We start from the raw sequence: 20,430 nt of genomic DNA on the forward strand, positions 1-20,430 counted from the left end.
GGGTGGTGAGCTAACATCGGTTGCTCACCACCCTTTTTACCTTGATCGCTGTTCAGACTCTCCGATGCCTATGCCTAGCTATTTGCCGGCCTCAAAGGACACTATCGAGAATTCGCGTGTGATCGCCAAAACGATGATTAGTAGCCGCAATTGCTTGCTCTCGGAAGAACGGGCGCAGATCGATCCGTCCATTACCAGTTAACGGCTCGGAATAGATCGCTACGTCTATAGAACCGGAAACTACTTGGGCGATCTCGTTCGGATTATCTCCGATATATCGTATGCGCGCAGGGAATGCCGGCTCTGCGGCTAAGTTTGCTAACCAATCCTCATGCGATTCGACGCTGACTTCGACGCCATTCTCATGCAGCAAAATAGCGAAGGAGCCGGGCAATTCACCGGCGACCGAAAGCGAAACATCAGCCCCGCCACTTAAAGCACCAACAATCATCGACATCGCCAAATCCCAGTTTTCCCGGTCCTCTAGACGAATATGGACCGAAGCTGGCTTGTAGCGCAAAATATTCTTTTCGACGCCCAGTTGTGATATGTCTACATCAGTGAGGTACCGCGTAGCAAGTGCTTGGTCAATACTCACTATTGCCTTATTGAACACTGAACGTCGATGAGGTTCAACTGAGTTGTGCAGCTGTGCGAGATCACCGAGTAATTCGTTCGCAAATTTCGTTGACATAAACGCGTCGTGGTGATCTTGAGCATCATAACGCGGACTGACATGCACCAGACCAAGCAAATGATCTGGTCCACCTGCTTTCGATCCGGTTCCAACCGACGAACGCTTCCACCCTCCAAATGGCTGACGACGGACGATAGCTCCAGTGATACCACGGTTGATGTAGGCGTTTCCAACTTTGACACGTTCGAGCCAGGTAGCAATTTCCATACTATCGAGGGAATGAATACCACCGGTTAGGCCGTAGTCAACACTGTTTTGCATATCTATTGCTTCATCGAGGTCTTCCGCTTGCATAATGCCCAGCACCGGACCGAAATATTCAGTTTGATGAAAGTGCGAGCCAGGTTCGACCCCGTATCGGATTCCCGGCGACCATAAACGACCTGTTTCATCTAACTGTTTTGGCGTCAAAAGCCACTTTTGCCCAGGTTCAAGTCGGGTCAATCCGGATTCTAACTTTCCTGCTACTGGTTCTATAACCGGCCCCATTTCGGCATCTGGGGTATCTGGATAGGCGACAACCAATGACCTAGCTGCATCTACAATCTGTTCGAGCAACCGCTTTGATGTGCCCATCTCGCCCACGAGAATTGCCAGTGAACATGCAGAGCATTTTTGACCGGCGTGACCAAATGCAGAGGTCACAATGTCTTTTGCAGCCAAGTCTATATCTGCTTGTTCAGTAACGATGATGGCGTTTTTACCAGACGTTTCAGCGAAAATACGTAAGTCGGGTTTCCATGACCGGAATAGCTCAGCCGTTTGGGCAGAACCTGTAAAGATTACTTGATCGACGCCAGTGACTAATGCCTGGCCAGCCAGAGGAAGATTTTGTGGATCAATATCGATCAAACGCAAAACTTCATGGGGTACTCCTGCATCCCACATCGCTTGAGCTACGAGTGCCCCCGTGCGACGGGCTTGTTCAGCAGGCTTGAATACGACTGCTGATCCACTTGCCAGTGGGGCAGCTACCGAGCCGGTAGCGATTGCGATTGGGAAATTCCATGGCGGTATAGCTGCAGTCACCTGCGCCGGACGAACCTCGACTCCTTCTAAACTGTCAAGTTCGAGAGCCAAATCGGCATAGTAATTGCAAAAATCGATTGCTTCTGAAACTTCGATATCGCCTTCGCCGAGAATCTTTCCACATTCGTTTCCGGCCACTTCAATGAAATCTGCACGGCGTTGTCCGATAATCTGACCTGCTTTACGCAAAATCATGGCGCGCTCATGCGCACTGAGCGCTGCCCAAGACGACGAAGCTTGACGAGCTATCGTGATATTTTCATCAACTTCTTTTGGTGTGGTTACCTGTGCTTGGTTAGCGAGCTGAAGACCAAGCTCGGTTTTTGCCATACGCGCAAAAATCTGGTTAGCCCAGGACACATTAGCTAGCAGGGAAGGATCTGAATCGGCTACGTTATGGAAAGTGGTTACCAACTCGACGTCGTCGAGGAGGCGATTTTGTTGACGCCGCGGACCGAAACTAAGTTCGGGAACTTCACCAATATTATCCGTTGGAAGTACCTGACGTAGATCACCGCTTATTTCTGGGAAGGCACCTAAAAGCGCAGTGACGTACCGCCCGCATTCGCGGTCAAACACGTGGTTGTTATGCGGAAAATCAAATACTCCTGACATGAAGTTATCGCTGGCAGCAGACTCTTCAAGGCGACGTACAAGATAGGAGATCGCTACATCAAATTCCGCAGGGTCTACCACCGGCACATAGTACAAAATATTACCGACGTCTTGCCGGACAGCTAGCGCCTGGTTGGTTGCCATGCCTTTGAGCATTTCGACGTCGTATCCATCAGTGATGCCGCGGGCGTGTGCCAACGCAAGCGCAAACCCCAACGAGAACATATTGTGCCCGGCAATGCCTAAACGTACATTAACTATATGTTCGGGACGTAAGGCATACTCTAAAACACGCATATAATTCGCATCTGAGGCGGCTTTGGACGATTGCGTGGCCAGGTTCCACCCATGCATGAGAGCATCAACGTGCTCCATCGGCAAGTTTGCACCTTTAACAAGACGGACTTTAATCGGCGCCCCTCCAGCCGCCACTCGCTGCGCGGCCCATTGTTGTAAATCGACCATAGCATCGAGAGCATCAGGAAGGTAGGCCTGTAAAACGATCCCTGCCGAATAGTCATGGAATTCTGACATCTCCAGTAATCGTTTAAAGACATCAATGGTGAGATGGAGATCGTGATACTCCTCCATATCCAAATTCACAAACTTACCGAGACAGAGTGCCTTTTTATATAGCGGTAGCAATCCTGCTACCGCTTTGGACACGGCTTTGTCGTAGCCCCACGGGTTATGGACGCCGAGGACTGCCGATACTTTGATCGAAACGTAATCGACATCGTCGTGATCAAGAAGTTCCATCACTGCCTTGAGTCGGCGTTGTGCTTCTTTCTTGCCTAGAACGGCTTCGCCCAAAAGATTCAGGTTCAAACGTGAGCCGTCTTTGCGAAGCTTGCGAATTGCCGGCCCGAGTTTCTTTGGACTAGTATCGAGCACCAAATCACCAACGAGGGCCCGGAAGACTCTAAATGCAGTTCCCACGACGACGCGGGGTGCTGTTGTCGCTATTTTGCCACCAGCCTGCGCAGGCAACGACAAGTATTGCGGAAGAAAGTCAATTTTTTGGGTTGATAAAGATGCGAGGTTACGTGCCGCGACCTGTTTGTTTTCTGGTCGGATCACTTTGTCTACGAAGTCGATAGTAAAATTGAGTCCACCGTCAGAGGCCAGTACATCAGCGAGTAAACGTCCAGCACGATCAGTTGGTAAGGTAGCCGCCCTATCTGCCCATGTTCGCGCTCGTCCGATTGCTTCTTGTGCTATTTGGGCGAGGTCAATATCTCTTTTGATTGGAGTAACCATGGGCTTCCCTTCGAATACTACTTAGTTCGTAGAAATGTATACTTACCAATATACCCGTAAATTTATCTTCAATGTAAGACTTTTACGATTTTATTACTATTTACTAACCGGTACGGTACTGTTGAGGTTAATCAATGAGTGGGAGTAGCGCATGAGCGACCAACGTTTTCAAATTTTATCAATGATCATTTATCTTCTGGCGATGATCACAATTGGTCTCTGGGCCTACCGTAAGAATTCATCTGTCGATGACTATATCCTCGGCGGCCGTCAACTGCACCCCGCAGTTGCCGCCCTATCCGCTGGCGCATCAGACATGTCCGGCTGGCTACTCATGGGACTGCCTGGCGCACTTTATGCCAATGGTCTAGTCGAATCTTGGATCGCTATCGGCCTAACCGTAGGCGCGTGGCTGAATTGGAAGTTTGTCGCACCACGCCTTCGTTCCTACACTGAAGTGTCCAATAATTCGATAACCGTTCCCTCTTTTCTAGATTCGCGTTTGCGCGACTCGTCCCATGCATTACGTATCCTGTCAGGGTTCGTCATTCTTTTCTTCTTCACTTTCTACGTTTCCTCAGGCATGGTGGCTGGCGGCACATTCTTCGAAGCAGCTTTTGGATTTAACTATCTCACCGGCATGCTGTTAGTCGCAGGCGTAACCATCCTGTACACACTACTTGGTGGATTCCTCGCAGTTTCCTTGACAGATCTAGTTCAAGGTATCATGATGCTTCTTGCGCTCGTCATGGTCCCGGTTATTGGGCTAATCGTCGTCGGTGGACCCCAACAAGCTCTCCAGTCAGCTGAACTCGTCAACCCGGACCTACAGTCATTGACCGGCGGTAACGGATTACCATTCACTGGGATCGTAGCCATAATCTCTGCCTTGGCTTGGGGACTTGGATATTTCGGTCAACCACATATCATCGTCCGGTTTATGGCTCTTCGTAAACCTTCCGAAGCAACTTCTGCCCGCCGCATTGGAATTGGCTGGATGGTGCTGTCCATCCTTGGTGCCATGGGGACCGCTTTAGTCGGTGTAGCATACGCTCAACAGTCTGGCGAAAGCATACTTGAGAATCCTGAGCAAGTCTTTATCTACATGGGCCAAGTATTGTTCCACCCGTTCATAGCTGGATTCATGCTCGCCGCAATTCTCGCTGCCATTATGTCCACCATTTCCTCGCAGCTTCTTGTTTCTTCTTCGGCTCTCGTCGAAGATATCTACTCAGTTTTCTTCCACAAAGCAGTATCCGAAAAGCGCGGCGTTTTGCTTTCCCGGTTAGCGGTAGTCACCATTTCGGTTATCGCTGCGTTATTGGCAATCTCCCCATCGGATACTATTTTGCAGCTCGTTGCCTTTGCTTGGGCTGGTTTCGGTGGCGCATTTGGACCAATCATCATTCTTTCACTATTCTGGCGAAAGCTTACTACCTCCGGAGCTTTATCCGGAATGCTCACGGGAACAGTGACAGTTGTTTTATGGAGCAATCTTTCGGGCGGAATTTTCGATCTCTACGAAATCGTCCCAGGCTTCCTTGTCAACCTCATCGTTTCAGTTGTGATATCACTCTTCACCTACAAGCCTCACAAAATTATCGACGCAGAATTCGACGCTGCAGCCGAACTCGCACATGATTGGTCAGCAAACCACGAAGTCATTTCCCGAGTGCGCGCTACGGCGAGCGATGATAGCTACAATCACCGCAGCACTCGTGGATAACCATGTATCAAGGAGTCGACTCATCTCCGCCATAGCGTAGACGGTGTATCGTGCTAGGCGTACTCTGCTACCGTTTTGCAAACCAAAATAAGTGCCTGTGCTAGATCGTCAAAGGTTAGCCTTTGACGATCTAGCACTTTTTCAACTGACGTATGTGCATCTGTTTCTCGGCCTACAGTCGCGACACCTTGGCTACGCACAGCTGGTACATGAATGAAACCGGCAGGCCCCGCAAAGTGTGTCAGACTGGCACGAAAAACCGCGTTACACACATATTGTCCAGCATCATGAGATAGTGACACCGGATAACCGGCATCGGCTAAAGTATTGGCAATGTGCTCATTAGGCAACCGCGAGTCAATTACTCGGGGGCCAGCATCTAGTGCTTCCCCAGTAGCCAAATATCCGGAATTATCAGCGATGGCTGCTCGCGCACTGTTAACTGCAGTGGTTTCTGGAGTAATATCAACACGCCTACCCGCTTCGCCAACACAGACCACTGCATCAGGGCGAGTATCCACAATAAATTCCCGCAACTTCTCCCGTCCATGATTGAATTCGACTGGCAACATTCGGCGAAAAATCTCCACGTTACTACCAGTAGTCTCGATCTGACTTGGTAGCCGGGAGACTGCTTCCCAACTGGCATTTTCGACATCATTTCCGAATGGTTCAAAACCTGTTACGAGAATACGCATGATAAGAATTCTACCTGTTACTTCCGCTGCATACGCAACAAGTAGTTGGGGTGGTAACGTATCGTACCACCCCAACTACTGCCAATCATCGGCGTCAGAATCGACGCGCACCTTTGTTAATACTCACACCTCCGATTACAAGCATCAAAGCAAACACCACGAGGAAGCCTGCATACGATCCTGTCTTTGGCAACTCGCTGTTGAGCGAATTAGTGAGAGTATGGTCTACATGCGGACCTGCACTTATCGAATCCCCAGAAATTAGAATCGGCGCTTGTGGTTGCATTTTTCCATCTTGAGGAAGGATAGCCACTCCTGTCGGAGGTATCAGCGAACCGTCAACACGCGGCATCGTAGAACCGCCAGGAGTACCTGCAGGTGATTCAGGCTTCGCACTGTCATCTATCGTCGGTTTCGTAGGAGTGTCCTTGACCACCACATTCACAGCGATCAACTTATGTGCCTCCATACCGTTAGGTTGAACCACTCGTAACATGACGTTATTGACACCTGGAACAAACACCGTGGATGGATCAAGGAGGAATCGGGCTTGACCCGCACCACTTCCATCACCGACGAAATCTGCTGAACCGTCGTCAACAATGGTGAACTTATTGAAAAGTCCTTCAGCGACTAGTGCAGTGTTGCGCATCTCTTCCTGAGTTAGCGCAAGATCGACAGTATGTGGACCTTGGATAAGTGGCAGCCGATCGACAGCGAACGTCACTGCCGATCGTGCGTTATTTCCAGCTAGATCGTCAGCCAACATAGTCAAGGTATATAAACCAGCATCCAAATCACGTGTTTCTATGCGAATCGCAAGATCTTGTGAGGTTACGTCTACTTCGGTTCCAGAGAGGAACATTTCATTCTCGACACTGCCTGTTGAAGCGTTCAACCCTTCGGAACTCTCAAGGCTAGACGAAAAAGCTGAACTACTGAGCTCGGTAGCGCCATCTGAAAGTGAATCTTTCATAGCGGCATCTCGAATTTCACGGACATCTGCCATGAGGTCTTCTACCCGACGTTCAGTAACATCCACATTCGAGAACACGCTATCTGTGGAGATCGTCTTCCCCGCGATGTCCCTAAGCTCGACTTTCAACCTACGTACATGACGATCATTGGCCGAGATATCGAGTGGTTTATCATCCTGGATTAAGGTACTTTCGGTTAAAGTTTCGTCACCGTGTCGTGCCGTCACCGTTGGTGCGGTCTTATCCACCACTACTGGGTAGACACCGAGTATTTGGTTACCGAAGCTATCGATCACTGTCAACAAAACTTTATCGTCGTCTTCAACTTTCAATGGATAGGTGAACTCACGCTCATTTGACCGTGGGCCGTGTCCGGAATTATTTTCTCGTTCTTCGACCGTATCGTTGTTGATCAAGAACTTGTAACCCCAACCATCATCAGAAACTTTTCCGGTGAAGACTACATTGTTCGTCTGCGTAAAAATTGAACCGCCAATAGTAATCGGTTGGTCGATATGGATCCGTGGAACGTTAACGTCGATAAGGAGCTTGAAACCGTGTTCCGAAACCTTTTCGGACTCAACACCTTCCCTACCCGACGCAAATACCTCAAGTCGGAAATCATTTTGGCCTGTTTGAGCTGGGATTTCAATAACGAAAGTTCCCGCTTCATGGTCGATTTCTGCCACCAACGGTTCTGGCTCTACAATTTTTCCGTCAACAGCTTGACCAGTCGGTACTAATTGTAATTTGACGATATGCTGCGCATCGAGAGTACCACGAAGAGAAAACGTTTCACTATCGCGATCATAGTCAGTGGTATCAGTTGGCACTGCACATATATCTAACTGTTCACTACATTGAGCGTTAGTAACTTCTGGAAGTGGACTACCCTCATTCCAACCGTCATCAGGTAATGGTGGTATGCCTGGACCACCTGGCAATGGTGGTGGAGGAGGCGGGAGCAGGTTATCTGCACCTCGACCAGCGATGGGTACTGCCTGAGAAATACGTTGTGCACCATCACTAGCAACAACCGTGACGGTTTGAGCTTCGTCAGAAACTTCGACGGCAGCACTAAAGTCGCCATTTTCATCGATCTGTGCTCGAATACCATCGACCAAGACGACGAGCTCAGCGTCTGGGTTGTTATCCGTTATCTGCCCAACGACCGTCACCATACTTTCAGCAACCGGAACTGGTGACTTGATGTCGAGAACCGGTGGTTCGTCGTCGTAGAACGGCTTCAGGCGAATGCGGCTGACTTGCGCTCCGGTGTTATCGAACGCCACGATAGTGATGTCATTGTTTCCTGCAACCAATGGGAAAAGCTCATAGAAATTACGATCAGTAATGTCGACGTCGGAGCCGTTAATCGTAACCCTTGCAACATCATCAGCTACGTATCCATCGAGTATTAGCTTAGGTCCGTTTGTGTCCCCTGCAGTTGTTACAAATGGATCGATAGGCCCAATCGGACCAGTTTCAATATCGTGAGCAAAAGCAACACTTAGCTTTGCCTCCGGATCAAGAATATGTGCGGCTGTGGCAACATTTGCCGCCATATCACCGGCAGTGACCACGACATGGGTAGTATCAGGCGAAACCTGAACGCGGAACTGCGAATCAGAATTGTTTACGCGTTCGGCAACGATATTCGTTTCAGAATCGGTATCAACAACGGGAAGTACCTGAATACCAGAACCAGTGTCTTCCACAGTGAAGTAAACGTACCCCGACTCCCGATCGTAACGACCAAAAGAGACAGTTGGGATGCTGGTATCGATGCCAAACGGCAGCTCAATTACCTGCCAGTCATAATCTGAAGAAATACGTGTTTTAACCACAAATTTGTACTGACCATCAGGAACATTCGTCAACTTGACATTTTTTGGATCATAAATCTTGCCATCAAAACCATACGCACTAGCATTTTCTACGATAGTATCGTTTGTCATTTCCGGACTCAGCGCTGTTTTGAGTGTCAAGCGCCGCAGATCCTGTTGCTTTCCGGTAGTTTGACGGATCTTTCCATCTGTGGATTCAATTGCGTATTCAACATCTGCAGCATTTCGACGTACAAGAAGCTGTGGGAAGATCACATCTTGCATGCCATCGGCATTTGGTGACATCCACAACGTCAGATCACGATCATCTTCTGGATCATCAACCACATCATTAAGTAGGCCCATTGGGACGACGAGGTCTTCACGCAGAGTAGCGAGGCCAGTGTATGCAGTATGCGGAACGGGATCGCCCCACTCGACGTCTGGCTCTTCGATGATACGCTCGTCATTCCAATTACCCGCAAAGCCTAAGTATGGAACAGAAATATCTGGAACGTTGTTACCGATGAAGCGAGCCCATCCTTCAACGTAATGTGGTGTTGAAGTTTCCGGTATGAGTGTAAAAGAAACACTCCGTTCTTCGCCAGCTGGAATCGTAACATTCGTGGCCTCTGCGCTGAGCTGTTCGTTAGAGACAACTGTTGTGACGTTTCCTGATTCAGCCTGGACTTCGTTAACCACCCGTTGCTCCGGGATCGTGTACGACGCATCCTCTTGCCCGTAGTTATGTAATAGGACGGTAAACGTGGTGGGCTTTTTAACCTCACGTAACGAGACATACGGTAAGCCATCTACCTTAGCAATCACCGTAGTCGATGCTGCGTGATCAATTCGGGCCAAACCTGCACCAACTTGACGTGGAGCATAAGGAATTCCTTCCTCACTCTCAGGTATCTGTGCGGTGTTCATCAACGCTGCACGAATCCGTTCTGTGCGCTCCGTCCCTGTCAGTTCTGGCGACGTCTTAGCATAGTGTTGCCACAATAGTGCAGAAAGGCCAGCAACGTTCGGGGATGCCATTGACGTTCCCGACATCGAAATATAACGATCGTCATTTTGCGTCGAATATACTTCTCCGCCAATACCAGAAATATGCGGTGCGAAATCGAGTGTTGGAGTTGGACCCCACGAGGTGAACGATGAAGGCCGTAGGGCTTGCTTCCCGCCGTATTCGGTAAGCATCCGGTTATTAGTGAACGTTACGTAGACCTTTTGTTCTTTCAACTCATTGCTGAGTTTTTCACCCACAGAGTGGTAAGTCGATGCAGAGAATTGTGAATATTGCTCAATTCCCCCCATGCCGATGAACTCTTCTCCGTGATCTGCACTGTTATAAACCAGCACGCCTGCCGCATGAGCTGCAAATGAACGCTCGAACATGTCTGAGAAACGCTCTTTTCCACGCTGGATAAGAGCAAACTTTCCGGCAAGTTTTGTTCGCTTGTCTGAGGTAAAATCGCTCTCTTGACCGTATCCTAGATCCACAAGCTCATACGTCTTTCCGTCGGCGCTACCCGTCGCAGCCTTGTGCGGTAGGGATTGCTCTGCGCCAGTTTCACCAACGCGCCAGGTTGCCACCGGGACAACTTGCACTTGGTTATCGAGTGAGGCCACTGCGAAACTTCCGGTATCGGCTGCTGGAGATCCGAGCGTTGCATCATCGAGTAGTCCCGAAGCATTATCTAATTCTCCGTTGGGCGAGAAATTCTTTCCCTCATTGCCCGCAGCAACAACTACCAAAACTCCCGCTTCACGCGCTTTGGCGATAGCACGCGCTACTCCATCTGAATCATTCCGGTTACCATTGGCAGAGCCTAAAGACATATTAATGATATCGGCATCCAGTTTCACTGAAGCTTCGATAGCAGCAATAATATCTGAATCATTCGCCCGTGCATCTGGGTTGTTTGGAAAAACCTTCATAGCTAAGAGTTGAGCTCGTGGAGCTACTCCATTAAACGACTCGTTTTCAATGATATTTGGTTGCGCAATATCTTCCCTGCTTGAGCCATTAGCCCCGACGATACCGGCTACGTGCTGCCCATGTTCACTTTCATTATGATCAATAATTTCATAATTATCGTCGGCAAAGTTATATCCGGCTGGTACCTTACACGTAAACAAGGAACCGTGGGAGGTATCTGGCGCAAGCTTTGCTCGCGCGCATTCGCTTTCCGACAACTGTAGATCTTTATGCCGTGGATCTATACCCGAATCGATGATGGAAACGACGGTTCCGCTACCATCGAGGCCGTAGCGATCGAAAGCAGTTGGAACACCTTCCATGTTTCGCGCATTGTGTTCTAGTTTTCCAAATGTACGCTCCCGTCTAACAGAAGCGACCTCTGCCTCACGTTGTAAAGCCGGGATCTTATTCGCTGGCATTGTCGCGGCAAAACCATTAACGAGGAAACCGAGCTGACGCCCCAGCTCTAAGTCGTATTTTTCTTGCCACTTCGAAATTAATTGTGCTTGTTTATATTTATTGTCTGCTTCACCGAGTTCGGATACACGTGTTGGCTGTTGCTTGAGAAGTACAAGAACGCGAACACGTTGTGATGTCTGATCACTGTGAGCTTTGATCAAGGAATCGGCATCTCTCAATGAGATGTCGCTGGAATGCCGTGCTTGCGACAAAGGTGTTGCACTTGCTGGCGCTGCCACTCCAACACTGAGAATCAGCGATAAAGCAAGGGCTGCAGATTTTAAAAGTCTCCCCATCAGTTCCCCTTCGAATATTAAACTTAACGCAATCTTTACTTTATATCTTTATTGAACATTTACTTTTAGTTGAATTAGTTTCCGTGTTCAAAATCTCTATCTTTAACATTTCGTGCCATAAAATACACTTATCTTGTAAGTGACACCCAATCATTGGGAGCAACATAACTGCCTAGCTGGTAAGCTGGTTGCGTCCGTAATAAAAACACATGCTGGTGATTACTATTTTCCCCCCTTCAAGAGTATTCAGATTAGGCGTTTGGCTCTGCATAATCAGTGGCATCATGTACGCCTCGTTCTTGCTGGAGATTTTCTACCAATTTCCTCTAAATCCCCGCGTAAGTTATTTATCTGAATATTTCTCGATCGACAGTCCCTACCGGATCGTCTTTGCTACATCTGATTTACTCTCCGCAGCTTTAACCTTGGCTGGCTTGGCATGCCTCGGCGACTATTATCGCTATTGGACCCGCTGGCAATTACTTATCGCATTTTCCTACGTGGTGTTTTCAGTATTTACCGTTCTCGATGTCTCCCTCCCTCTGAAATGCGCTGAGTCCTTGGACTTTTGCGCAAAAACAGGTTTGACACCTCACATGGTCGCGTCCGCATTCGTGAGCGCTAGTTTAATCGCGATATCCATCGGCACCATCGCGCTGATAACTCAAGGAAAGATTCGTGGCGGTATGTGTCGCGCCTTGCTCGCTATCGTTTTGCTATATCTCGCCCTCACAGCTTTAATCGCCTACTTAGACTTAATGAATATGCCAGTAGGATACGCCCAGCGGGCTCACGTCTTTTTCTCTTGCGCGCTCTTGGCGAGTGCTGGTTTACTCCTCAGCCCTTATGAATATTCTCTTCCCTGGTCTCGCACTCGCGCCTGAGCTATACGTAACTGGTTTCCCAAAAGCCTGCATCATTGATCCTTGGGTTCACCCGTGGTCAACCGCGTCCCCTGACTTGCTGATAGCACCGTCTACCTATTCGCGAACTTTAATCGGTCACTCTCTTGGTGGTCTCGTGGCACTCGAATGGGCACTGATGCACCCAGAGCTAGTTGATCATCTACTTCTGTTGGATCCAACGACGCCGAGTGAGCGTCCGCCTTCACGTGCCGAACATGCACTATTATCAGCCATGCCTGCACTAACACCAGCCCTCGTCCCGTTAACAATGCCAACACTCGCCCCATTCATCAGTAGTAGTATCCGGCATAAACGTTACCGCGGGTCGCGAAATATAAAATTCTTACTCGACGAATTGCGCAACGCACATCTTCGTCAATCGCGCGTTGCTACCCTCTTAAAAGACCATCCGCTACCTGCACATATTCGTACGACGATACTGATAGGTGCCGGCAACGGTACAGAGCACGAATTTTTATCCGAGCAACACCAACTTGCACAAACTCTCAACGCTACGTTGATACATTTGTGGGGTGAGGGGCACCTCTTCCCGCTACGCCACCCGGAACTGGTTGCGCCGTTCGTGCCTCCGAATTACTAAAGTTTATTTTTCCGGCTTAACAAAGGGAAACGCGAGGACTTCGCGAATGGTAGTCCCGGTCAAAAACATCACCATTCGGTCAACGCCTAATCCAAGACCACCAGTTGGTGGCATACCGAATTCGAGTGCAGTGAGGAATGGTTCATCAATTTCCATCGCTTCAGGATCACCACCTGCAGCGAGCAGAGATTGCTCAGTAAATCGCTTCCGTTGCTCAAGTGGATGAGCCAGCTCGGTATATGCGGTTCCTAGCTCCATTCCAAGGCCCACAAGATCCCAGCGCTGAGCAATATGGGGATTATCTGGGTCAGCCATCGTCAACGGCGAGGTCTCTACCGGGAAACCCGTATAGAACGTTGGGAATACCGTATTTGGTTCAACAAATTCATCGTAGAGTTCAGTGACGAGTTGGCCAACCGTCTCCGCCTCAATCTCGTATTCTTCGGCGAGATCAGTATATTCGCTCATATCTGCGCCAGGCGTGATCTTTCGACCAATTACCTTCGATACCGCGTCGAATACGGGAATAACTGGCCACGGTTGGCTCAAATCGAGGACCGTGCCATCCGCAGCAATGATTTCCGGTTTGCCGTTCACAACCTCCGCGGCCCCGCGGAAGAGGTCTTCAGTGAGCTCACGCATCGTATTCCAATCACCATATGCTTCATAGGCTTCGAGCGAGGTGAACTCCGGATTGTGGGTATTATCAACACCTTCGTTGCGGAAGTTTCGGCCGATCTCGAAGACTTTTGGTGTTCCTCCTACAACTAGACGTTTGAGGTATAGCTCTGGTGCAATACGCAAAGTCAACGGCTGATCATAGGCATTAATGTGTGTGTGGAAGGGGCGAGCGTTCGCGCCTCCGTGGATGGCTTGCAAGATCGGAGTTTCAGCTTCAAGATATCCGGACTTGTAGAGCGTTTGGCGCACATACGCAACCACCCGTGCACGTAAGGTAAACAATTCGTAGGCACGTGCGTTTAACGCGTAGTCAATATGCCGCAACTTGGCACGTAAATGCGGGTTGGTTAGCGCAGTTTTCGGCATTGGAACGAGGGACTTGGCAGCCATCGCCCACCCGATCGCCAGCAATGACTGCGTGCCGTTGCGCGAAGTGCCGAGTGTGCCGGTCACTGAGAGCAGATCGCCACGGTTGACCAACGCGCGGAAATCGCTCCAAGCTTGCCCGGCGCTGCGTTCAAAAATAATCTGGATCTTATGGTGTTCTTCGACAACATCGGCGAAGACAACACCGCCGAAATCACGGATGTAGTGGACACGGCCCGTGATCGAAATTTTGCCCTCGCTGAGATTCTCGCACTGCAGTACCTGCGCAATAGAGTGGGTTCGTGGTACAGCCGTGGGATATCCCGTTAGCCCTGCCTTTTCAAGCTTAGCGAGTTTCCGACGTCGAACTCGGCGTTGTTCTGGGATATGCGGTTCGGGTGCGGGGCGATGAATAAGAGACTTTTCTAGTGCGATAATCTCCTCAGGATCACCTACCGGCGGGAAATAACGTGAAATTGTTGGCAAGAAACCTTCGGCTGCAGCGTAGGCAACCAATGTGCGGGCACCGAAGAATGCGTTATCGATGCACAGATATCGGGTCTGCCACCGCGGACGATACTTGACGTTGGAACGATACAACGAATAGATCTGCCACCAACGCGAAGTGAACATGAGGAACTTTAACGCAACGCGTTGTAGCGGGCTCGCACCCACCTTCGAGCCACGTTCAATCGTTTCACGCATAACCACAAAGTTTAACGAGATCTGCTCAACGCCAAGATTTGGTGATTCTTGGGCTAGGGTTGCCACCATGAGTTCGGTGACTCCCGAGACCGCATTCGGGGACCGACGCATAACGTCGAGCGATAGACCGTGTAACCCCCACGGCGCGAAAGTTAAGAGACCGACGGGTTCGCCATGTGCATCGTGTGCCGTGACGACGACGGTGCGCGAGTCGCGTGGATCGCCTACTCGTTCTGATGCCATGGTAAAGCCGCGTTCATCTCCCACGCGCCACGCATCAGCGCGAAGGGCAAGTGCAGTTAATTCGTCCGCCGGTATACTGGCTTGCCGGCGTACTTTGACCGTATAACCGGCACGACGCGGTCCGCTCAAAGCACGACGGACTTCTGGGAGTTCTTTGAGATGGAAATCGGCAACATCGATGATTGTTTCATCGCCGAGTGGTACGGGATATAAGCTGGCTGCTTTATATGCGCGCGCTCCTGCTTCGGAGGCGGATACTGCGGCGATCGCCCAGGAATTTGCGCGGGCATAATCTCGCCATGCGGCAATGGCCGCGTTCCATGATTGGGGATCACCAATAGGATCACCTGCAGCCATACAAACGCCATTAACTACGCGATAGGTCACGGCAGCACGTTGATCGGGTGCGGCAACAACGTTCCGATCGTAACGGGTGGCGAAGTAACCTAGGGAATCTGGCGATGGCGGATCTAACAGCAACCGGCGAATCAGCAGGTGCTCTTGGGGGCTGACTGATGGGACTCGTTCAGACTTGAGCAACACCATCAGCGCGATGAATAAGCCACTTGCAGAGATAACTCCGGCAACTATTCTTACGGTTGCCGGCACCCAGAAACGCACGTTTTCGGTGGGGTCATCTGGAGATAGTCCCATTGCGGTATTGATCGCCGTCGCAAAGAGGTTATCTGGGGTTTGGAAATGGATCGAGGTGAGCATGATGCATACGACAACAGCCGACAGTGTCAACCCAGCTGTGAGAATAGCTAGGCTGAGGATCCAGCGTCCGCTTACGCGGCGCGGGAATTCTCCAAGCGACCAAATACCAAGTGCTATGTATAACAGCCCAAAAATAAGGTTTGAAATTATCCCAATCCGGATCAGCATCGGCAAGAGCGCAAAATCGTCGGAAAATAGGGTCAGTTCGATACTCGAAACAATAACGCTCGGGAGCTGAATAGCAGCAAGGTAGAAAATCAGCGCCGAACGCTGCCCGCGCAACATTCCCGAGGTTAAAATAACCATCAGCAAAGTGACAAAAAGTGTCGGATAGCCTGGGATGGAGATGAAGAAAAAGAGTTGGTCGACGAATGCAATCAAGCCCGGGGAAATGTAGCGTAAAACTAGACCTAACACTAACCAGATAGCTGATATCTGTGCGGTGATCAGGATAAGTGAAGAACGGGAATACCGTGTAGTTTTAGCCATGGCTCCCAGTTTAGTGGACAACCATGACCAAAACTATCAGATGACAGTTACTGGATAATCACAATAAGTACACTGTGGTTCTGCCCCGCGGATGCGCAACGCGAGTCCACGTTCGTACTTGGTGACACACCGAGGATTTGAACAACGATAGAACTTAGTCTCCTGGGATTCGGAAATCTCGTGTCGGGTCTGCGACTGTGAGGCCTCGGCCGCCTCGCGCAGCAACCGGTGAATGAGCGCCATGCGCATCATTTTTCCGTTGTAAGTTTGCTCGAAATAACGCGCCCGTGGATCGCTATCGATGTCGGGAGCGATTTCACCAACACGAGGCAAGGGATGCATGACGATACTTGTGTCGGACGCGTGGGTCATGGTTTGTGCATCTAGTTCGTAGGCGCCCTTGAGGCGTTCGTATTCGTGAGGATCGTCGAACCGCTCTTGCTGAACACGCGTCATATAAATAACGTCGGCATGTGGCAGTGCGCTGGTGAGCGAGGTCGTTTCAATAATGTCGATCCCGGCTAACTGCACATGTGCCACGAAATCGCGCGGCAGCCGCAGTTCTTCAGGGCTGACCATAATGAATCGGTTGCCTGGGTAGCGCATCATTGCATGCAGCAACGAGTGAACTGTACGTCCATAAAGCAAGTCACCGACCGCGACGATGGTGAGATTTTCCAGACGGCCAAATTCGCGTTCTATGGTGAGCATATCAGCGAGCGTCTGGGTGGGATGGAAGTGTCCACCGTCACCAGCGTTAATCACCGGCACATGGGCGGCGTTCGTTGCTACCAAGGCTGCTCCGTCGTGTGGGTGACGCATGGCAACGATGTCCGCATAGTTCGACATCACAGCCAAGGTATCGGCGATCGTTTCGCCCTTGGTAGCTGAGGAGTTCGACGCCGATGGCACCGAGATCACGTGTCCGCCTAGCCCGTACATTGCGGCTTCGAAGCTGAGCCGGGTACGGGTAGATGGCTCATAGAACAGTGTGGCAAGAATCTTGTTCTTTGCCGAGTCTTGATACTTTTCTGGATGCGCGATCATCTCGTGCGCGCAGGCAATCAGCTCATCGATTTCTGCTACCGAGAAATCACTAATATTGATTAACGAACGCATGCCTACTCCCCTAAGGTCATCCACGCATCGTCGCGTGGATTGTCCCGGAATGCGCGCAGGCGCGGAATATCAGATGCTGAAATACGTCCGGTTTGCGCAGCCAGTTCGATAATATCGTCGAAGGTGGTCAAGGTGGTGAGGGCGACGTCAGCGTCACTCATCGCTTGCGTGGCTACTTCCATGCCGTAGCTGAACAGTGCAACGATACCGAGCACGTCCGCGCCGGCTTCGCGCAGGGCATGAACGACGTCGATCACTGAGCCACCGGTAGAGACGAGATCTTCAACAACCACGACTTTTGCACCTGGCTCTAGGCGACCTTCAATCTGATTGGTCCGACCGTGATCTTTGGCGCTCGAACGCACGTATCCCATCGGCAAGCCGAGACGCTCAGCAGCCAGGGCTGCGTGTGCGATACCGGCGGTTGCGGTTCCCATGAGCACGTCAGCTTCCGGGAACATTTCTTTGATCCGCTCGGCAAGTGAGTCTTCAACGATGGTGCGCTGGGCCGGTGCGCTCAGCACGAGACGGTTATCGGTATAGATCGGGCTTTTGATGCCGGAGGCCCAGGTGAATGGTTCGTCTGGGCGGAGGAAGACGGCTTCGATATCGAGTAGGGCGCCGGCGACGGTGTGTGCAATATTCATCGGGTGAACTCCTTTACGCAACGGTTGTAGGCTGCCACTGGGTCAGCAGCTTGAGTTATTGGGCGGCCGACGACGATCATATTCGATCCGAGTTCGTAGGCTTTTTCTGGGGTGGTGATGCGGCGCTGGTCGTCAGCTGCGGAGTCTGCAAAGCGGATTCCTGGGGTGACGGTGAGGAAATCATCGCCGCGCGCTGCATGAACGGTTTGTACTTCGAGTGGGGAACAGACCACGCCGTCGAGTCCTGCGGTGTGTGCATTGGCGGCGTAGGCGGCGACGACGTCGGGCATCGGCTGGTTGATCAGCAGTTCGTTTTCGAGTGTTTCTTGGCTGGTTGAGGTCAGTTGGGTGACGCCAATAAGTAGCGGACGGCTGCCATCTGGGCGCGTCAAGCCTTCGAGTGCGGCCTCCATCATCGCAATTCCGCCAGCGCAGTGCAGGTTGGTCATGTCGACGTCGAGATTCGACAAGACGCGCATGGTTTTGCGTACGGTTTGTGGAATATCGTGGAGCTTGAGGTCGAGGAAGATTTTGTGTCCGCGCTTTTTAACTTCGCGCACAACTTGTGGACCGCCAGCATAGAACATTTCCATACCGATTTTTACGAAGGGTTTATCGGTCTTGAACTGGTCAAGGAACGATATGAGTGTTTCTGCTGAATCGAAGTCACAGGCGATGATTACTTCGCGGTTCATGCGTGTTGTCCTTCCGGTGTGTGCTTCACGAGTGATTCCAGCGTGTCGATGCCGTAGCGGTCCATTTCAGCTGGAAGTTGGTTGATGATATCTAAACTTGCGTATGGGTCAATGAGGTTTGCGGTTCCTACTTGGACGGCGGTTGCTCCCGCGTGCATCATTTCGATGACGTCGGCGGCGCTTTGCACTCCCCCGATGCCGATGATTGGAATGTCGATGGCATGCGAGACATCCCAGATCATGCGCACTGCCATCGGGAATACTCCAGGTCCGGAGACGCCTCCGGTGCGGTTAGCCAAGATTGGCTCTCCGGTGCGCAGATTGACGCGCATACCAACGAAGGTGTTGATCAGGCTGAGTGCGTCGGCGCCGGCTTCTTGGCAGGCTTGGGCGATCTCAACTTCACGCCCGGTGTTCGGCGAAAGCTTCATAATGACAGGTTTAGTGGTGACGTTCTTGACCACCTGGCACACGTGGGCCGATGATTGTGGCGAATCGGCGAATGTTTTTCCGCCGTCGTGAACATTCGGGCACGAAATATTGATTTCGAGCCAGCCGACGTTGTCTTGCGCATCGAGAGCTTGGGCGACGTGGGCGTATTCATCGATTGAGAATCCGGCGACGTTGGCCATCACCGGTTTGGTGAAATACTCACGCATCTGCGGCAGTTCGTGAGCAATGACGGCCTCTACTCCAGGATTTGCCAGACCGATAGCATTGAGCATTCCGCCGGGCGCTTCTGCTACGCGCGGCTGGGCGTTACCGGAGCGTGGTTGCGCGGTGGTTCCTTTGAACGAGAAGGTGCCGATCTTGTTGATATCCCACAGCCGGGCAAATTCGGCGCCGAAGCCGAACGTACCGGAGGCTCCAATGATCGGGTTATCTAATTCAATTCCGCATAAGTTCACTGCGAGTCGGTTGCGGCTCATGCTTCCTCCTTGTCGAAGAGAACGTCGGTGCTTTCGAATACTGGGCCTTCAAGGCAGACGCGTTCGAGGCCGCGCACGGTGTGTACCGTACATCCCAAACAAGCTCCAAAGCCGCATCCCATATGAGCTTCGAGGCTTACCTGGACGCGTCCGGTTGCTAACGCAACGACCGATGTGAGCATGCCGTGTGGTCCACAAGCTAAGACTTGTTCGGCGTCGGTCGGTAAAACTGCAGTGACGTATCCGGCAGTTCCCAGCGAACCATCCTCGGTTGCCACACTCACGTCGCAACCCAGTTTCTCGAACTCGTCAATCGAGTAAGTATCGCGAGCGCTACGAAATCCGAGGAGGACGTGTGGGCGTGCGCCGCGGGCGGTGAGTTCTTTCGCTGCGTAATACAGTGGCGGAATTCCCGAGCCGCCGCCAACTAAGACGGGGTTTGGTCCAACGGTGTCGAGATCGAATCCGTTGCCCAGTGGGCCGAGGACGTCTACTTGCGTCCCCGGCACCACCTGTGCCAACGCGCGCGTTCCAGCACCGACTTTCGCGACGATCATCGTGAGGATGGTCGATCTGTCCTCGCCGGTTTCAATGTCCGCGATTGCTAGCGGCCGGCGTAGGAAGAATTCCGGCACGGTGAGGTTGACGAATTGTCCCGGATGTGAGGGACCGAATGCGTCGCACGTTAGGCGCATACGATAAATCTGGTCGGTCAGATCTGTGACGTCGAGTACGCGCGCATTGACACGTAGGTTGTTCATCT

The 20,430-nt window shown here is 51.2% G+C and carries 12 protein-coding genes; 3 read left to right on the top strand and 9 right to left on the bottom strand.

Features of this window, described 5'->3' with window-relative positions; all coding sequences use genetic code 11:
• Positions 1–91: 91 nt before the first annotated feature.
• A complete protein-coding gene (locus JTE88_RS05190; protein WP_204423222.1) occupies positions 92–3,601 on the bottom strand; it encodes a proline dehydrogenase family protein in 3,510 nt (1,169 codons plus the stop codon).
• 151 nt (positions 3,602–3,752) lie between these two features.
• Here JTE88_RS05190 and putP point away from each other — a divergent pair, with 151 nt between their 5' ends.
• Positions 3,753–5,327 (top strand): sodium/proline symporter PutP, encoded by a 1,575-nt coding sequence (putP, locus tag JTE88_RS05195; protein WP_204423223.1) that lies wholly within the window; start codon positions 3,753–3,755, stop codon positions 5,325–5,327.
• A gap of 53 nt (positions 5,328–5,380) precedes the next feature.
• On the opposite strand, the gene JTE88_RS05200 is transcribed toward putP, so the two are convergent.
• The gene (locus JTE88_RS05200; RefSeq protein ID WP_204423225.1) at positions 5,381–6,025 is read right to left on the bottom strand and encodes a pyroglutamyl-peptidase I; all 645 of its coding nucleotides are present in this window, start codon (positions 6,023–6,025) and stop codon (positions 5,381–5,383) included.
• A 94-nt stretch (positions 6,026–6,119) separates the two neighbouring features.
• On the bottom strand, positions 6,120–11,570 hold the full coding sequence (locus JTE88_RS05205) for a S8 family serine peptidase (protein WP_204423230.1): 5,451 nt from the start codon (positions 11,568–11,570) through the stop codon (positions 6,120–6,122).
• A gap of 284 nt (positions 11,571–11,854) precedes the next feature.
• Here JTE88_RS05205 and JTE88_RS05210 point away from each other — a divergent pair, with 284 nt between their 5' ends.
• Positions 11,855–12,454 (top strand): DUF998 domain-containing protein, encoded by a 600-nt coding sequence (locus JTE88_RS05210; protein WP_204423232.1) that lies wholly within the window; start codon positions 11,855–11,857, stop codon positions 12,452–12,454.
• Complete coding sequence (locus tag JTE88_RS05215; protein ID WP_204423234.1) at positions 12,417–13,076, top strand: alpha/beta hydrolase; 660 nt, start codon at positions 12,417–12,419, stop codon at positions 13,074–13,076. Before JTE88_RS05210 ends, JTE88_RS05215 begins: the two co-directional genes overlap by 38 nt.
• A gap of 3 nt (positions 13,077–13,079) precedes the next feature.
• On the opposite strand, the gene lysX is transcribed toward JTE88_RS05215, so the two are convergent.
• Genes lysX through JTE88_RS05245 form a run of 6 tightly spaced genes read right to left on the bottom strand, consistent with a single transcriptional unit; the run spans position 13,080 to position 20,428 of the window.
• Positions 13,080–16,277, bottom strand: coding sequence for a bifunctional lysylphosphatidylglycerol synthetase/lysine--tRNA ligase LysX (gene lysX, locus JTE88_RS05220; RefSeq protein ID WP_204423235.1), 3,198 nt, complete (start codon positions 16,275–16,277; stop codon positions 13,080–13,082).
• 36 nt (positions 16,278–16,313) lie between these two features.
• Positions 16,314–17,396: an aspartate carbamoyltransferase gene (gene pyrB, locus JTE88_RS05225; RefSeq protein WP_204423237.1), complete on the bottom strand. Its 1,083-nt coding sequence runs from the start codon at positions 17,394–17,396 to the stop codon at positions 16,314–16,316.
• A gap of 2 nt (positions 17,397–17,398) precedes the next feature.
• On the bottom strand, positions 17,399–18,043 hold the full coding sequence (gene pyrE, locus JTE88_RS05230) for an orotate phosphoribosyltransferase (protein ID WP_275586613.1): 645 nt from the start codon (positions 18,041–18,043) through the stop codon (positions 17,399–17,401).
• On the bottom strand, positions 18,040–18,738 hold the full coding sequence (gene pyrF / locus JTE88_RS05235; protein WP_204423239.1) for an orotidine-5'-phosphate decarboxylase: 699 nt from the start codon (positions 18,736–18,738) through the stop codon (positions 18,040–18,042). The genes pyrE and pyrF overlap by 4 nt, the downstream gene beginning before the upstream one ends.
• Positions 18,735–19,667: a dihydroorotate dehydrogenase gene (locus tag JTE88_RS05240; protein ID WP_204423246.1), complete on the bottom strand. Its 933-nt coding sequence runs from the start codon at positions 19,665–19,667 to the stop codon at positions 18,735–18,737. Before JTE88_RS05240 ends, pyrF begins: the two co-directional genes overlap by 4 nt.
• Positions 19,664–20,428 carry a dihydroorotate dehydrogenase electron transfer subunit gene (locus tag JTE88_RS05245; RefSeq protein ID WP_204423247.1) on the bottom strand — a complete coding sequence of 255 codons (765 nt, stop codon included), beginning with the start codon at positions 20,426–20,428 and terminating at the stop codon, positions 19,664–19,666. Before JTE88_RS05245 ends, JTE88_RS05240 begins: the two co-directional genes overlap by 4 nt.
• Positions 20,429–20,430 lie beyond the last annotated feature (2 nt).

The sequence above is a fragment of the Arcanobacterium phocisimile genome (assembly GCF_016904675.1).
Taxonomy (GTDB): Bacteria; Actinomycetota; Actinomycetes; order Actinomycetales; family Actinomycetaceae; genus Arcanobacterium; species Arcanobacterium phocisimile.

Excerpts from the sequence above, each read along its gene's own strand:
- lysX (WP_204423235.1), bottom strand. The coding sequence starts at position 16,277 with ATGGCTAAAACTACACGGTATTCCCGTTCTTCACTTATCCTGATCACC.
- JTE88_RS05190 (WP_204423222.1), bottom strand. The coding sequence starts at position 3,601 with ATGGTTACTCCAATCAAAAGAGATATTGACCTCGCCCAAATAGCACAA.
- pyrB (WP_204423237.1), bottom strand. The coding sequence starts at position 17,396 with ATGCGTTCGTTAATCAATATTAGTGATTTCTCGGTAGCAGAAATCGAT.
- JTE88_RS05200 (WP_204423225.1), bottom strand. The coding sequence starts at position 6,025 with ATGCGTATTCTCGTAACAGGTTTTGAACCATTCGGAAATGATGTCGAA.
- pyrF (WP_204423239.1), bottom strand. The coding sequence starts at position 18,738 with ATGAACCGCGAAGTAATCATCGCCTGTGACTTCGATTCAGCAGAAACA.
- JTE88_RS05210 (WP_204423232.1), top strand. The coding sequence starts at position 11,855 with ATGTACGCCTCGTTCTTGCTGGAGATTTTCTACCAATTTCCTCTAAAT.
- JTE88_RS05215 (WP_204423234.1), top strand. The coding sequence starts at position 12,417 with ATGAATATTCTCTTCCCTGGTCTCGCACTCGCGCCTGAGCTATACGTA.
- JTE88_RS05205 (WP_204423230.1), bottom strand. The coding sequence starts at position 11,570 with ATGGGGAGACTTTTAAAATCTGCAGCCCTTGCTTTATCGCTGATTCTC.
- JTE88_RS05245 (WP_204423247.1), bottom strand. The coding sequence starts at position 20,428 with ATGAACAACCTACGTGTCAATGCGCGCGTACTCGACGTCACAGATCTG.
- JTE88_RS05240 (WP_204423246.1), bottom strand. The coding sequence starts at position 19,667 with ATGAGCCGCAACCGACTCGCAGTGAACTTATGCGGAATTGAATTAGAT.
- putP (WP_204423223.1), top strand. The coding sequence starts at position 3,753 with ATGAGCGACCAACGTTTTCAAATTTTATCAATGATCATTTATCTTCTG.
- pyrE (WP_275586613.1), bottom strand. The coding sequence starts at position 18,043 with ATGAATATTGCACACACCGTCGCCGGCGCCCTACTCGATATCGAAGCC.